The sequence below is a fragment of the Nocardia sp. NPDC059228 genome (assembly GCF_042754245.1).
Lineage (GTDB): Bacteria > Actinomycetota > Actinomycetes > Mycobacteriales > Mycobacteriaceae > Nocardia.
On record NZ_JBHZAL010000007.1, the window covers coordinates 89,797 to 104,570 of the forward strand.

The window sequence follows — 14,774 nt, forward strand, 5'->3', positions numbered from 1 at the left end:
CGACCTGTGCGCCACTGCGCGCCTTGGCCGTTCACCGCAATGTCGCGGTCGCCAACCGATCGACTGGAGACTCGATGCCGTCCGTGCCCACCATCCTGCAACGCATCCTGGAGAAGCCGCGGGCCGAAGGCGAACAGCTGCTGGAGAGCGCGCTGTCGGCATTCCTCGACTTCGGGATCAAGCGAACCAGCATGGGGGAGATCGCGCGTCGCGCCGGCATCAGCCCGGCCACCCTGTACCGGCGCTTCGAATCCAAGAACGATCTGGTCGAAGCGGTGGGCGTACGCGAGGCGCAGCTGTTCATCGCCGAGATCGACAAGCGGGTACAGGAGGCCACGGCCACCGGCGAATCCGGAGACGATCAGCTGGTCGAGGTCTTCGTCGCGTTCATCACCCAGCTGGCGAGCAACAAACTGCTGCAACGGCTGCTGCGCACCGAGCCCGACACCATCCTGCCGCGCCTGACCACCGAGGCCGGGCCCATTCTCGCACTCGGGCGCACCTACCTGGCCGAGAAACTGCGTGTACTGCAGGCGTCCGCCGATGTGGCCGCCTTCGATGCCGACCTGGTCGCGGAAGTGCTTGCCCGCCTGGGCCAGTCGCTGGTGCTGACCCCGGACGGCCTGATCCCGCTGACCGACGAGACGGCCGCACGCGAGTTCGCCCGCCGCACCGTGCTGCCCATGATCGGCGTGCAGCCGGCCTGACCCGCCCCGGAAACTCACGCCGCGCACCGTCGCCCTGTAGCCCGGATACGCCGGAACCCCCTGCCCCGTTCCCGGGGCAGGGGGTTCCGGCGGTCGTATCCGGTCGGCCGCACGCTCTCTGTGCCCGACTATCCTCGCGGGCCTAGATATTTCCGGCGAACGCGCCCGCACTACCCGCCGCGCCCGCGGCGACCGCGCTGCCCGACATGAGACCGACGGCGGCAAGGATCAGAGCAACCATTTCATGACCTTTCGACTGTGTACTTCGAAGACGCATGGAAAGTTACTGCCGCTCAATACCCCTGGACGAGACCCGAACTCGAACTCTGGGCGGACTCCATGGCGATACCCAGCACCCTCACAGTTCACTATCCGGTTGCGGTGTGATAGGCCGGGCGCGAACCCGCGGCCTGGCGACGGACCACTCGATACCGACGAGTCGTTATTCCAAATCTACTGGTACACAATGGAACTCACGATTTCCGAATCGTTCACAGCACCTCTGCGACCGGCGTAGCATCGACGGTATTCGGGATTGGCAAAGGCCTTCCAGCCCTGAATGATTCGCGAATTCCCTGGACCGTTTGCACGGCGACGACTCGCAGCCGGCCGAATTTCCACTCCGGGAGGTCTATCGCACGCTGCCCTCGAAAGTTGTTCGGAATACCGAGGATCGAAGGGATTTGTCATGTCGCAAGCTCACCCGGGTCAACTGCGCCTCTTGGCCCCGAACCAGGAATCCGATGTTCTCGCGGTCGTCGACGACCTGCTCACCGGCAATGCCACCGGAGTGCCCGAATACCTCGCCGAGGACATCGCGGCCGTGCGCAACCGGTGCGGCATCCGCCAGGTGCAGATTCCCGGTGCGGGCGGCGTCGAGCTCGACGCGCTCATCGCCTGGCCGCGCGCGGAGGGGCCGCACCCGCTCATCGTCCTGCCGGCGGGCCTCGACAAGGCCGGCTGGAAGATGTACTCCGGCGCGGTCGTCCGGCTGCTCTTGCGCGGTTACGCCGTGGTCGCCTACACCGAGCGCGGGCTGCCCGGATCCGGGGGCGAGCTGACCGTCGCCGGTCCCGAGGACGTGGCCGACGGATGCGCGGTGATCGAGTGGGCGTTGAACCACGCTGAGCTGCACGCCGATCGGGAGAAGGTCGGGATGGCGGGCATCTCCTACGGCTCGGGCATCAGCCAGCTGGTCGCCAATGCCCACCCGGCGGTCAAGGCCGTGGTCGCGCTGAGCACCTGGGCGGATCTGGGTAAGGCCCTCTACGACAACGGAACCCGGCACATCATGGCCGCCGAAGCCCTCGCCGGTATCAGCGACCGTCCCAGCGAGGACCTGCAGAAAGTGCTCGAATCCTTCCGGGCCAATACGGATATCGACAAGGTGCTCGACTACGCGCGACCCCGCTCCCCCGCCGCGGCCGACCAGATTCGCCCGGTGCCAACGTTCTTCACCAGCTTCTGGCACGAGACCATCTTCCCGCAGAATCAGCTGATCGATTACTTCGACCGCTTCCCCGGGCCGAAGCGACTGGATCTGGCGATCGGCGACCATGGCGCGGTGGAGATTCCCGGCTTGTTGCTGGGCGTGTACACCCGGACCACCGAGGCGGCCTACGACTGGTTCGACCACTATCTGCTCGGTGTCGACAACGGCATCGACAGCGACGGGGTCGTACACACCGAGACCATGTACAGCTTCACGATGGCCTCGTCGAACGACTTGTCCGCGTGGTCGAATCCCGTGCGCCGCTACCATCTCGCCGCGCCCTCCGGCGCGTCCCCCGACGGCACCCTGGTCACCGATCAGCCGGCGAACATGAGCCAGAGCTTCCAGGCCGGAACCGAACAGGTCCGGGTGGCCACCGAACTGGTGATGGACGGCTTCCGCGAACGCCTCCTGATGCCCAACCGCCAGCCGCTGGCCGAGGTGGACCGCACGCGGGCGGCGGTCTGGCACACGCGGGTCTTCCTCCGGCCCCGCCACATCGCGGGCATTCCCGAGATCGCGCTGACCGTCACCCCGTCCAGCACGACGGCCACGCTGATCACGTATCTGTTCGACCACAACCCGGTGACCGGGGCGCTGCGGATCATCACCCATGCCGCGGCGACCATCGCCAACCGCGGCCCGGAGCAGACCACGACCATACGAGTTCCCCTGCAGGCCACCGACTATCGGGTCCCCGGCGGCCATCGGGTCGTACTGATCGTCGACACGAACGACCACTTCTACGGTGACGAGACCGAACCCGGGAGCGTCATCACCCTGTCCAGCGATCACGGGCCCTGCTACATCGATCTCCCGATGGCGCCCTGACCGGACCGGCTCGCGGGCGGCCGTTGCATGGCGATAGCACGGCCGCACCGCGGTCACAATGCCTGGAACCAACACAAACGGGATATTCCGACCGGTTCCTCGGCATCGCACCCATGTGGCAGCATCCGTAATCGGGTTGCTCGTCGGTGACTGCGAGCGGGAACGGCGACGAGCGGGTGTTGGGAAGGCGGTCTTCGGTGTCCGGAGACGGGGAAAGCGGTTGGTTTGCTGAGGATATCGCGGTGCCGACCTTCGGCCAGGCGCTACGGCGGCTGCGCGACGAACGCGGCTTCTCCCGCGAGCACCTGGCCTACACGGCGGGCGTGAGCGCCAGCTACATCACCGCCCTGGAGAAGGGCGAACGGGGAAACCCGACGCGATCGGTGGTCGATTCCCTGATGCGCTGCCTGAACCTGATGTCCCCGCTGACCCCCACCGACCGCCGGCATCTGAACGAACTGGCCGGGCTGCGCATACCCGAAACCGCCGACCCGGAGGAACTGCACGCCGCCATCACCCCGGACCAGCAGCGCGCCCTGGCCCTGTTGGAACCGGCCCTCGCCGCCTACCTGGACCCGTGCGGAAACATCCTCGACTCCAACGACTCCTGGAACGCGGCCCTGCCCGGGCTCCGCGAGGAGGGCAATGTCTTCCGCTGGATGTTCGGCAGCGAACAGGCGAAAGTCATCGAGGTGGACTGGGAATCCGAAGCCCGCCAATACGTCCAATGGCTGCGCATGACCGTCGGCCGCGCCCCCGGCGACCCCGTCTTCACCACCTTCGTCGCCGACCTGGCCCGCTTCCCCGACTTCCGCCGCTTCTGGTCCGAGGGCCGCGTCGACTTCACCCCACCCGTCCGCACCCAACGCCTCCGCAACCCCGGCTCCGGCGAAATCCGCGAATACAGCGTCCAGGCCGGCCCGGTCCACAACGAAACGTACCCCGACCGAATAACCCTGTTGCTGTGCCTGCCACTTTGATTCGATTCGATCCTGGAACAGCAGCGGAGTTCGTGCCGCTCCGGCACGAACTCCGCTCGTAGAACTTCTTGTCCTACCGGAAATTACGCGGGGACTTCGCTGCGGTCGCCGCTCCACAGGGTGTGGTACTTGCCTTCGGCGTCGATGCGCTCGTAGGTGTGGGCGCCGAAGAAGTCGCGCTGGCCCTGGGTGAGAGCGGCCGGGAGACGCTCGGCGCGCAGGGCGTCGTAGTAGGAGAGCGAGGAGGCGAAGGCCGGGACCGGGATGCCGAGCTGGGTGGCGGTCACGACGACCCGACGCCAGCTGTCGACGGCGTTCTCGATGGCCTCGCGGAAGTACGGGGCGAGGATCAGGCTCGGCAGGGCCGGGTCCGCTTCGTACGCCTCCTTGATGCGGTTGAGGAAGCGGGCACGGATGATGCAGCCGCCGCGCCAGATGGTGGCCAGGTCGCCGGGGTGCAGGTCCCAGTCGTATTCGGCGGAGCCCGCGGCGATCTGGTCGAAGCCCTGAGCGTAGGCGACGATCTTGGAGGCGTAGAGGGCCTGGCGGATGTCCTCGGTGAATTGGGCGACATCCGTGGGCTTTTCGCCGAGGGCGCCGGAGGCGAGGCCCTTGGCGGCGGCGCGCTGGGCGCGGGAGCCGGACAGGGCGCGGGCGAAGACGGCCTCGGCGATACCCGTCACCGGGATGCCCAGATCGAGGGCGGACTTGACCGTCCAGCGGCCGGTGCCCTTCTGCTCCGCGGCGTCCACGATCACGTCGACGAGCGGCTTGCCGGTCTTGGCATCGACCTGGTTCAGCACCTCGGCGGTGATCTCCACCAGGTAGCTCTCCAGCTCACCGGAGTTCCACTGGGTGAACACGTCCGCGATCTGCTTGGCATCGAAGCCCAGCGCGTCCCGGAACAGGTTGTAGGCCTCGCCGATGAGCTGCATGTCGGCGTATTCGATGCCGTTGTGCACCATCTTCACGAAGTGGCCGGACCCGTCGGGGCCGATGTGGGTGCAGCAGGGGGTGCCGTCGACCTGCGCCGCAATGGATTCCAGCAGCGGACCCAGCGACTCGTAGGACTCCTTCGGGCCGCCCGGCATGATGGCGGGCCCGTTCAGCGCGCCCTCCTCGCCGCCGGAGATGCCCGCGCCGACGAAGTTCAGGCCGCGCGCCTTCATGGCCGCCTCGCGGCGGATGGTGTCGGTGTAGAGGGCGTTGCCACCGTCGATGATGATGTCGCCGGGCTCCATGGCCGCGGCCAGCTCCTCGATCACGGCGTCGGTGGCGTCACCGGCCTTGACCATGATGAGCACGCGACGCGGCTTCTCCAGCGCGGCCACGAACTCCTCGACGGTCTCGGTGCGCACGAAATCACCCTCGCCGCCGTGCGCCTCGAGCAGTGCGTCGGTCTTGCCGATGCTGCGGTTGTGCAGGGCCACGGTGTACCCGTGCCGTGCGAAGTTGCGGGCGATATTGCTACCCATGACCGCCAGGCCGGTCACGCCGATCTGAGCGCGCGCTTCCGAGGTCGCCATGAAACAGCCTCTCCGTTCGAAGATTGTGATGACCGCACGAAGTCTCCTCGGCGGCGGCATCGACGGATGCGCTCCACGACGCCATACCTTTTCTACCCGGTCCGGCCTCCGCCGCACCGAGGGACCCCGGCCACGTGGCCGGGCTCAGCCCGCCAGGCGGCCGGTGACGGGTGCGATCGCGACCGCCTCGGGTTCGCGGCGGGACGTCCAGCCGAGCCGCTCGCCCAGTACCCGCGCACAGCAGCGGAGGGCGCGCACGGCCTCGGTCTCGCCGTTCGCGCGCCACAGCAGCGACCACGGATAGTAGGCGGGCTCGGCGATCGCGATCCAGCGCAGGCCCGGCAGCGGCGCACAGGACCGCGGCACGCACACCAGCGCGTGACCGTCGCGGACCAGCCGGCCCGCGCCCAGCACGCTGTGCACCGTGCCCGGGTAGGGCGTGGCCGCGAATCCCGCTGTGCGGCACAGCTCCCGGATGTACTCGTTGAATTCCGGCGCGCGGGATTCGTCGGCGAACACCAGCGTCTCCCCGGCCAGTTCGGTGAGCGGCACCGCGTGCCGGTGCGCCCAGGGATGCTCCGCGGCGACCAGCACACCCAGCCGATCCAACCGGATGACCTCCGACGCCACCCCGTCCGGCAGCTGTGACGCGCGCCCGATGCCGACATCGAGCCGCCCCTGGGCGAGCAACCGGCACTGCTCGGGCACCCCGGCCTCGACCTGATGCACCTCGACCAGTTCCGGATGATGATGCCGGACCGCGGCCAGCACCACCGGCATGGTGTCGAAACTGGCGTCCCCCTGCGCAACCCGCAGGACGGCATCGGTCCCGGTCATGGTGCGCGCCGCGGCCGCGGCCCGGTCGACGTGGCTGAGGATCAGCCGGGCCTCGCCCAGCAGCAGCGTGCCCGCGGCGGTGAGGCGCACATGGTGGGTGCTGCGCTCCACCAGCGGGACCCGTAGTTCGCGTTCCAGCCGCTGAATCTGCTGACTCAGCGCGGACTGGACGATGTGCTCGCGCGCCGCGGCGCGCCCGAAGTGCAGTTCCTCCGACAGCGTCACGAAGTAACGCAGTTGCCGCAGCTCCACGACCGACCCCCTCGCACCGTTCGGCACCGGTGGTCGATGACCGGTTGCCGTCGGCAGTTTCTCCTTCTCGTGCCCATCGAATATCGCTCGCACGGACGTCCGGGTAACGAGTGGTGGGCTACCCGATTTTCGGGGGCATACCGCGATCAGTTCGAGTGAAGATGTTTTCGGACTTCGCTGGTTTCCGATCGCGGCGGCCCGGGCTGCACTGGAGGGCATCAGAACTCGCCCCGCCGGGCGGATTCACCGTTTCCATCGAAGGACCGCCCGTCATGAAAGCAATCAGCATCAAGCAGAACAAAGGGCTCGGCTGGATTCCGGACCTGCCCGACCAGCGCGATCACCTCTACGCCGCGCCGGCCGCGACGATCGCCCAATTACCGCCGTCCGTGGATCTGACCTCGAAGTTCGCCCCCGTCTACGACCAGGGCAAGCTCGGCTCCTGCACTGGCAACGGCATTGCGGGGGCACTGCAGTTCGACGCCATGAAAGAGCAACTGGCCGACGTATCCGTGCCGTCCCGGCTGTTCATCTACTACAACGAGCGCGTCATGGAGGGCACGGTCGGTCAGGACGCGGGCGCGATGATCCGCGACGGCATCAAGAGCGTGGCCACCGTGGGCGCCTGCCCGGAATCCGAATGGCCCTATGATATTTCGGAATTCGCGACCGAACCGCCGCAGAAGTGCTTCACCGATGCGGCCGAGCATCGGGCCATCCAGTATTCCCGGGTGGCGCGCACGCTCTCCCAGATGCAGGGGTGCCTGGCCGACGGATATCCGTTCGTCTTCGGCTTCACCGTCTACGAGAGCATCTTCAGCCCGGAGGTCGACAAGACCGGCGACATCCCCCTGCCCGCCGCCAATGAACAGGTGGTGGGCGGACATTGCGTGGTCGCGGTCGGATACGACGATTCCAGGTCGGTATTCCGGATCCGCAATTCCTGGGGCACCGCCTGGGGCCGGAACGGATACGGCACCCTGCCCTACGCGTACATGCTCTCGGTCAACGCGTCCGACCTCTGGACCATCCGCACCGTCACCGGCTAACCGCCACGGACAAGCCGAAACCGCTTGTCCGCCAAGCCGGATACCCATGGCAGCGACCGCCGAAAACCGGTGGTCGCTGCCGCGTGCGCACCGATACAGTGCCGGAATGACACGTTTGAATCAGATTGTCGCCGTCGAGAAAGGGATCAAGTCCCGGACCTTCTCCGACCTCACCGAGGCTCATCACAAGCTGGCCAAGAACCCGCTGCTGAGCGGTATTTCGCGCACCTACCGTCCCAAGGACGAGGAGGGCGAGCAGCTGCCGCCCGAGTCGACGCGCGTCCAGGTGAGATCCGAGGAGGTCCTGCAGACCACGGCGGAGATCCTGACCAAACTGTTCGACGTGGTGGCCACCAAGGACTGGGCGAACTGCACCGCCACCGCCGATGTGGTGGTGGACGGCCGCACCCTGGTGCAGGGCGCGCCCATCACCTACCTGCTGTTCCTGGAGAAGCAGCTGGTGGACCTGCACACCTTCGTCCGCAAACTGCCGGTGCTGGATGCCGCGGAGTCGTGGGAATACGATGCCGCCGCGGACTGCTACGCCACCGAGCCGGTACAGACGGTGCGCACCAAGAAGATTCCGCGCAACCACGTGAAAGCCGAAGCGACGGAGAAGCATCCGGCGCAGGTCGAGGTGTATCACGAGGATGTGGTGGTCGGCTACTGGCGCACCATCAGGTTCTCCGGCGCGCTGCCCGCCAAGCGCGTCAACGAACTCACCGAGCGCGTCGAAAAGCTCCAGCACGCAGTCAAGTTCGCGCGCGAGGAGGCCAACAATGCCGAGATCACCCAGCGCAAGCTGGGCGGTGAGATCTTCGGATATCTGTTCGGCTGATCCCCGCGCCGTCCACGGCCGCAGTCACCGGCGGAGCGGGCCGGGGACCGGTTCGAGATGGCCGGCAAGCTGGGCCGGGTGGGTGAGCTGCGGATAGTGTCCGGCGCCGGGCAGTTCGGTGACCGGATGGCCGACGGGCACGACCAGCGGATCGGCCGACCCGACGATGATCTCGACCGGGACACTCACCCGGTCCAGCAGTTCGCGGGACCGCGCCCGCTCGGCGTGCACGGTCCGCAATGCCTCGACTACCCGCCGCGCGACTCCCGGTCGGCGCAAATCCGCTGCGGCACTGTCGATCTCGGGACCAGGGGGAATCCCCAACATCTCGGCGAGCCGGTCGGTGGACATGCGCCGCAGGACCGACGCCGCCAGCGGTGAGCGGGCCGATTTCGGACCGGGGGCCTGCAGGAACGGCGGGGAGATCAGAACAAGCCTGCTGATGCGGTCCGGATGCTCGACGGCATAGCGCAGTGCGGGCCCACACGCCAGCGAGTGCGCGACGAGCACCGGCCGCGTCCGGACCTGGCTCAGCACCTCCCCCAGCCACGCCTCCACCGGCTGGCCGGAGGCGGCCGAGCGGCCCAGACCCGGCAGGTCAGGCGCGAGGACCGAACCGTGCAGCCGAGCGGCGAGCGGAGCCCACAGATCGGCATTCATCGGAAGCCCGTGCAGCAGCACGTGATCGGGGGTGTGCCTGTCTCCGGCGATCCACGTCCGGCTGCCCGCCACGGTATGGAAACCGTAGGGGCGCACCCAGGGCGACGCGGCGCCGAAGCGCTCGGCGACCAGGTCGTCGGCCCACGTCCGCAGCGCATCGTCCGCGGAGGGCATCTCCAGACCCGTTGCGGCGGCGAAGGATCGAGCGGAAGCCGTCGGATAACGCTCGGTCGAGAGGAAGGACAGCGTCTCGGGATCGGCTCCGGTGATCCTGCGCGGCAGGCGCCGGAGCAGACCGACGGGAACGCTGCGCCGCGGCGCCCGCACCCCCATCTGGTCGGCGACCCTCCGCACTAGTTCGGGCAGTCGCGGCGTGGCGTCGTCGAGCACCCAATAGTGTTCGCCCGCAGGAGATTCGGGGATAGACGCCAAGAAACGAACGAAGTAGTCGATGGTGACGATCGGCACGAAAACCTCCGGACCGCCCGGGACCGCGGGCAGCCGCCCCTCCCACAGATCGCGGACCAGACCGGCCAGCCCGAGATACTGCCCCGGCCCGATCACAGTGCTCGGGTTGGCAATGGTCAGCGGCACGCCGCGCTCGCGTGCCCGGTTCCGCACCGCGAGATCGCCCTCGAATTTCGATGCCTCGTACGCCCCCAGCCGGGCGTAGTCGGGCTCGCCGTCCGGCGCGCTCACCCGGTACCCGCTCACGTGCACCACCCGCCGCAGCCCGGGCAGGGTCGCGGCCCAGTCGAGCACGTTGATCGCCCCGATCACATTGGTAGCCCGCGCCTCTCGTACGTCGAGCCCGAACGCGTACCGCGCCGCGGCGTTGTACACGTCGCGCACCTCGGGCAACCCCTCGAGCGGTGCGGTGATGTCGGCGGTGACGACCGTCAGCCCACCGATGTCGACCCCCTTCGCGACGAGCCACGGGGTGAGGGTGTCGTTCCGCACCGCCGCCGCCACCCGTTGCCCCCTGCCGAGCAACTCGGCGACCAGCGAACGGCCGATGAATCCGGTTGCGCCGAAGACGATTGCATCCATGTCCACTCCTAATAGACCGGTCTATATATTTTCGAGACAAAAAGAGAGCCGGCGATCACGCCGGCCCGCATTCACCGCAGCCAGACGGCGATCTGCCTGCCGACCCGATCCAGCGGCTCCCTGCTGCGATGCGTCCTGGCCAGCAGCAGCGCACCCTCGATCAGGGCGAGGATCGCGGTGGCGAGGTCGTCGGCCCCGGGCTGCCCGGCCAGCCGCGCACGCAGGGTCTCCTCCCACGAGGAGTAGACCTCCGAGCACGCCTGCTGCATCGAGTCATTGGCGGCGGCCGTCTCGAGCGCCACGGTGGCGACCGGACACCCCTTCCGCCACTCCGACGTTTCCAGCCTGTCGCCCAGTTGCTGTAGCACCAGGTCGACGAAGTCGGCCACCGGCAACTCGGAATCGGCAAGCGCACCAAGGGAATCGCCGATCACCGCGCCGGCCCGTCGCACGGACTCCCCCACCAGCTGGTCCTTACCGCCGGGGAAGTGGAAGTACAGCGAACCGCGCGGCGCACCACTGAGCGCGATCACCTGGTTGAGCCCCGCGCCGAAGTACCCTCCGGCCTCGACCAGCTCCTGCGTAGCGTCCAGCAGCCGGTCTCGCGTCTCGGCACCCTTCTGACCCATGCGGAAAAACTAGACCGGTCTACATATTCCTGTCAACCCCGCCCGCTCGGCGATCCGGATAATCGCTTGGCCGACCGCCGCGGCGCCGTCTACAGTCGGCGGTGCGCAAGGAGCGCAAGCTGAAACCGAAGTTCCCTGTGACGGGCACAGCGGCCCAGTGGAGGTTCGAATCCTCCTCCCGCCATCCACGGCGGGATAGCCCAATTGGCAGAGGCACCGCGCCCTCAAACTCACACTCTCGCTCCAGTTTCAGCATTCGCCGCCGAACGCCGAATCGAGGGAACGGATTGTCAGCGTGAAGGTTGCGGGTTCAACTCCCGCCGGCTCAGCCACCAATGGGCCGTAGCTCAATCGCAGAGCGTCACGTTAACTTCAGACTCAACCCGTTCTTAAACGTGTCGGCGTGCCGCAAATGGGCGGACACCGAAACCCCGGGGCAGGCTAGGCCCCGGGGTTTCCCATCCCGCATACCATTGGTCGCACAATTACGGCTTCACGCACGTCAGGAATGGTGCGCGGGGCTTCGCATGCGGCGATTCAGGTGACCTCACGTGAGACCAGCGCGGGCGCAACCCATCTCGAGAGATAGCTGCGAATCTCCTTGCCCCGCCGCGGTGGTCGGCCCGGATCGATGATGAAGGACTGCACGATCCGCAGCATGTGCTCGACGAGTTCGTCCAGATCGGCGCCGGAGATTCCGGCCGCGGCCCAATCCACCGAGAAACGTTCCAGTATCGAACGCCCGAAAGACCGTGCGGTATCGGAGGTTACGCCGGCCGAGAAAGCGCCGGCCCGCCCGGATCGCAACAGCAGGCCGAGGTATTTCTCCTCCGGCAGGCGCTCGAGCGTATAGGCGATACCCTCCACCACGGCGGTCGCCGGATCGCGGATATCCCCGAGCCGCTCCGCCAGCACATCCAGGAAATGTTCCGTCTGCGCCAGGGCGGTGGCCGTCAAAAGTGCTTCGGCACTGGGGAAGTAGCGATACACCGTCTGACGTGTGACACCGAGATCGCGGGCCACCTCGGCAATGCTGAACTCGGCACCGGAACGATCGATGGCCCGCCGCGCGGCGGTCACGATGCGCTCGACGGCCTCCGTGTCATCGGCCGGCGCCGCCCCCGACCATCCATGCGTGCGCACCGGATCGCCATCCCTTCGCTCGCGATTGTCCTGGCCGAGGTTACCGTCCGGCCTTGACCATACACATGGCCATGACTGTATGGTCAGTGGACGCGAAAGGAAGCCCATGACCACCACCCCGCCCCGGCCCCCGCAGCTCGACTCCCCCGTCCTGCCCAAGATCTTCAAGCGTGTCGGCCGGGCCCAGGTCTGGATCTACCGGCGCACCGGCGGCCGTATCGGCGGAAAGTGGCGCATCGGAGCGGGTTTCCGCAAACCGGTGCCGACCCTGCTGCTCGAACACCGCGGGCGCAAGACGGGCGCCGTCTACACCGTCCCGCTGCTCTACATCACCGACGGGCCCGACACCATCGTGGTGGCCTCGCAGGGCGGGCTCCCCGAACACCCGCAGTGGTACCGCAATCTGTGCGCCGATCCGGACACCCACATCCAGATCCGCGCCGACCGGTTCCCGGTGCACGCCGTCACCGCCGATCCGCAACGGCGCGCCCGGCTGTGGCCCCGGCTCGTCGAGGCGTACGCCGACTTCGACACCTATCAGGCCTGGACCGAACGGGAGATTCCGGTCGTGATCCTGCGGCCGGCCGGCTAGTCGCCGCGCCGCCTCAGACGGCCAGCGCGACCAAAGCGACGATGTGGCCCGGATAGAGCTCGGTGTTCAGCACGCCGATCTGCACCCGGAAGCTCCGCACCGCGCCCGTGCTCCGATCGCGCAGCCGCATGGTGTGCACGGGCGGCGCGAAACCTACATCGCCCGCGGCCCAGAATCGCCGGAAATCCGGAAAGGCGCCGAGCTCCCGCAGGATCCCGGCAAATCCGCCGGGATCCGCGGCCGACCCCGCGGTCCCGCGCAGCCAGCCGACCGACTGGCGGACATCGGATTCCCAATCGGCCATCACCTCCCGGGCCATGGGATCGGCGAACATCCACCGGTAGAGATTCCCGGCTTCGCGCAATCCGGGAAACGCCTGCGCCCACTCTTCGTTCCCGGCCAGCACATTCCCGCGGGTGTCGTAGAGCGCGGCCAGGTTCGGCCGATGCATCGCGAGCACCCGCAGGACGTCGGCATCGATCGACTTCCGCAGCTCCGCGACCGTCGGATGGCCACCGATGTCCAGTCCCGCCAGATCGTGCAGATAACGAAGCTCCGTGGCCGACAATGGATTCCACGACTCCAGGCACCGCACCAACGCGTCGACCACCGCCCGGGTCGGCTTGGCTTTCCCGCCCTTCTCCAGCTGCGTGATATAGCTGGCGCTCACTCCGGCCGCGAATGCCAGGCGTTCCCGGGAAACGCCCCGATCGTCGCGCAACCGGCGCAGCAGTTCGCCGAACGAGGGAAGCGCGAGCGCCTGCCTCTCGTCGATACTTCCTACACGGCCCGTCATAGCCGCCCGGCTTCCTTCCCGCCCCCGCCGTATCGTCGGACAACACTCCGAGATCGCGGCCGGGGCAACGCCCAGCACGGAATGCTGCCACAATTTCCACCGTCGTGTCCCGCAACAACACCGGCAATCCGCAGCGGGCAAGGCACGAATCGGCAAACCCACGGCATTTCGAGATCGACGTGTCACACCGACAGGGTTTCGATATCAGTGCGGCCGGTCTCCGCAATTCCAGGGGATTGCCGTCATCGAACTCGGTACGGCGCAATCGAATTCGGATGGAACAACGCCGAACCGCGCTTCCCCGAAGGCAAGTCCGGGATATCCGATCCGTCCGGTTACCGGCGTTTCCCGCGCGATCAGCGGCTGGGCAAACCAGTTCCTTTGGTATGTTGCACCGAGCACGACCCTGCGGTGGAAAAGTCGTCCGAACGATTCGAACAAAGGGTGTGGGCCTTGTCCTTTCGAGCACTGCGAACATTCCGGGTGGCCGGCGGCGCGCTCGCGGCCGTCGTGGCGGCCGCGACCGGAATCCTGGCGGTCACCGGCGCGCCCAGCGGGCAGGCCGCGCCCGCCGACTGCCCGGGCCTGTCTGTCATAGCCGTCCCCGGCACCTGGGAGACCTCCGTCGAGAACCCGAAGCAGGGCATGCTCTCGCAGGTCACCCGCGGGCTGCCCAGCACGGTGCACACCGACTACGTCAGTTATCCCGCCACCGCCTTCCCCTGGGACGGCGAGGTCTACGGCAGCTCCAAACGCGACGCCGTGAATGCCGCGCGGGCGCTGGTCGCCGGGACCGCGGCACGCTGCGCCGCAACGCGTTTCGCGCTCATCGGCTACAGCCAGGGCGCCGACGCCGCGGGCGACCTGGCCGCGGAGATCGGCACCGGGCTGGGAGTGGTCCCGCCCGATCGGGTGGCCGCGGTCGGGCTGATCTCCGACCCGCGCCGCTCCCCCACCGATGCGCTGATCGGCCCGCAGGTCCCCGGCACCGGCGCGGGCGGCGCGCGCGCCGGCGGGTTCGGCTGGCTCAGCCCGAAGGTCCGCACCTTCTGCGCCGCGGGCGATCTCTACTGCTCGGTCCCCAACGACGATCTGGCCGGGCGCTCGGCCGGCCTGCTCACGCAGCTGACATCGCAGGATCCGGTCCAGATCCCGAGTTACGCGATGACCCTGCAATCCATCCTGAACGAGGCCCTCTGGCAGGGCGGCGCCGCCATTCTGTCCGCCCCGGCCGACGACCCCGCGAGCGAGCAGTGGCTCCGCCAGGTCCAGGATTTCCTGGCCTCCGGCGTCCACCAGTCCTACCCGCACTATGTCGTCGACGCCGACGGCACCACGGCCACCATCTGGCTCCACAACTGGCTCGCCGACACCGCCGACCAGAAGCCCTGA

At 67.8% G+C, this 14,774-nt stretch carries 13 protein-coding genes; 7 read left to right on the forward strand and 6 right to left on the reverse strand.

The features are described 5' to 3' along the window. Positions 1–74 precede the first annotated feature (74 nt). From ACFXKA_RS14225 to ACFXKA_RS14235, 3 genes are all read left to right on the forward strand, one after another. Entirely contained in the window at positions 75–707 is a 633-nt protein-coding gene (locus ACFXKA_RS14225; RefSeq protein WP_379427525.1) for a TetR/AcrR family transcriptional regulator, read from the forward strand. A gap of 688 nt (positions 708–1,395) precedes the next feature. Beyond that, entirely contained in the window at positions 1,396–3,030 is a 1,635-nt protein-coding gene (locus ACFXKA_RS14230; RefSeq protein WP_379427526.1) for a CocE/NonD family hydrolase, read from the forward strand. A gap of 242 nt (positions 3,031–3,272) precedes the next feature. After that, entirely contained in the window at positions 3,273–4,010 is a 738-nt protein-coding gene (locus tag ACFXKA_RS14235; protein WP_379427527.1) for a helix-turn-helix domain-containing protein, read from the forward strand. Positions 4,011–4,093: 83 nt separating this feature from the next. On the opposite strand, the gene gndA is transcribed toward ACFXKA_RS14235, so the two are convergent. Together gndA and ACFXKA_RS14245 are read right to left on the reverse strand one after the other, a co-directional pair. Continuing rightward, a complete protein-coding gene (gene gndA, locus ACFXKA_RS14240) occupies positions 4,094–5,536 on the reverse strand; it encodes an NADP-dependent phosphogluconate dehydrogenase (RefSeq protein WP_354838282.1) in 1,443 nt (480 codons plus the stop codon). 144 nt (positions 5,537–5,680) lie between these two features. After that, positions 5,681–6,625 carry a LysR family transcriptional regulator gene (locus ACFXKA_RS14245; protein WP_379427528.1) on the reverse strand — a complete coding sequence of 315 codons (945 nt, stop codon included), beginning with the start codon at positions 6,623–6,625 and terminating at the stop codon, positions 5,681–5,683. A 272-nt stretch (positions 6,626–6,897) separates the two neighbouring features. Here ACFXKA_RS14245 and ACFXKA_RS14250 point away from each other — a divergent pair, with 272 nt between their 5' ends. Next, complete coding sequence (locus ACFXKA_RS14250) at positions 6,898–7,674, forward strand: C1 family peptidase (protein ID WP_354838276.1); 777 nt, start codon at positions 6,898–6,900, stop codon at positions 7,672–7,674. A gap of 106 nt (positions 7,675–7,780) precedes the next feature. Beyond that, positions 7,781–8,512: a hypothetical protein gene (locus ACFXKA_RS14255; RefSeq protein WP_354838273.1), complete on the forward strand. Its 732-nt coding sequence runs from the start codon at positions 7,781–7,783 to the stop codon at positions 8,510–8,512. 24 nt (positions 8,513–8,536) lie between these two features. Here the strand turns inward: ACFXKA_RS14255 and ACFXKA_RS14260 are convergent, their stop codons facing one another. The 3 genes from ACFXKA_RS14260 to ACFXKA_RS14270 all read right to left on the reverse strand — a co-directional run bounded on the left by ACFXKA_RS14260 (position 8,537) and on the right by ACFXKA_RS14270 (position 11,994). Next, a complete protein-coding gene (locus tag ACFXKA_RS14260; protein ID WP_379427529.1) occupies positions 8,537–10,222 on the reverse strand; it encodes an alpha/beta fold hydrolase in 1,686 nt (561 codons plus the stop codon). A 71-nt stretch (positions 10,223–10,293) separates the two neighbouring features. Further along, entirely contained in the window at positions 10,294–10,851 is a 558-nt protein-coding gene (locus ACFXKA_RS14265) for a TetR/AcrR family transcriptional regulator (protein WP_379427530.1), read from the reverse strand. Between the two features lie 537 nt (positions 10,852–11,388). After that, entirely contained in the window at positions 11,389–11,994 is a 606-nt protein-coding gene (locus ACFXKA_RS14270; protein WP_354838518.1) for a TetR/AcrR family transcriptional regulator, read from the reverse strand. A gap of 106 nt (positions 11,995–12,100) precedes the next feature. Here ACFXKA_RS14270 and ACFXKA_RS14275 point away from each other — a divergent pair, with 106 nt between their 5' ends. Further along, entirely contained in the window at positions 12,101–12,586 is a 486-nt protein-coding gene (locus ACFXKA_RS14275; protein WP_379427531.1) for a nitroreductase family deazaflavin-dependent oxidoreductase, read from the forward strand. A 13-nt stretch (positions 12,587–12,599) separates the two neighbouring features. On the opposite strand, the gene ACFXKA_RS14280 is transcribed toward ACFXKA_RS14275, so the two are convergent. Continuing rightward, positions 12,600–13,382, reverse strand: coding sequence for a helix-turn-helix domain-containing protein (locus tag ACFXKA_RS14280; RefSeq protein WP_379427532.1), 783 nt, complete (start codon positions 13,380–13,382; stop codon positions 12,600–12,602). Between the two features lie 453 nt (positions 13,383–13,835). Here ACFXKA_RS14280 and ACFXKA_RS14285 point away from each other — a divergent pair, with 453 nt between their 5' ends. Further along, entirely contained in the window at positions 13,836–14,774 is a 939-nt protein-coding gene (locus ACFXKA_RS14285) for a cutinase family protein (protein ID WP_379427533.1), read from the forward strand.

Bases quoted from the DNA above. Each gene is read 5' to 3' on its own strand.
- ACFXKA_RS14225 (WP_379427525.1), top strand. From the start codon at position 75: ATGCCGTCCGTGCCCACCATCCTGCAACGCATCCTGGAGAAGCCGCGG.
- gndA (WP_354838282.1), bottom strand. From the start codon at position 5,536: ATGGCGACCTCGGAAGCGCGCGCTCAGATCGGCGTGACCGGCCTGGCG.
- ACFXKA_RS14265 (WP_379427530.1), bottom strand. From the start codon at position 10,851: ATGGGTCAGAAGGGTGCCGAGACGCGAGACCGGCTGCTGGACGCTACG.
- ACFXKA_RS14255 (WP_354838273.1), top strand. From the start codon at position 7,781: ATGACACGTTTGAATCAGATTGTCGCCGTCGAGAAAGGGATCAAGTCC.
- ACFXKA_RS14280 (WP_379427532.1), bottom strand. From the start codon at position 13,382: ATGACGGGCCGTGTAGGAAGTATCGACGAGAGGCAGGCGCTCGCGCTT.
- ACFXKA_RS14260 (WP_379427529.1), bottom strand. From the start codon at position 10,222: ATGGATGCAATCGTCTTCGGCGCAACCGGATTCATCGGCCGTTCGCTG.
- ACFXKA_RS14275 (WP_379427531.1), top strand. From the start codon at position 12,101: ATGACCACCACCCCGCCCCGGCCCCCGCAGCTCGACTCCCCCGTCCTG.
- ACFXKA_RS14250 (WP_354838276.1), top strand. From the start codon at position 6,898: ATGAAAGCAATCAGCATCAAGCAGAACAAAGGGCTCGGCTGGATTCCG.
- ACFXKA_RS14230 (WP_379427526.1), top strand. From the start codon at position 1,396: ATGTCGCAAGCTCACCCGGGTCAACTGCGCCTCTTGGCCCCGAACCAG.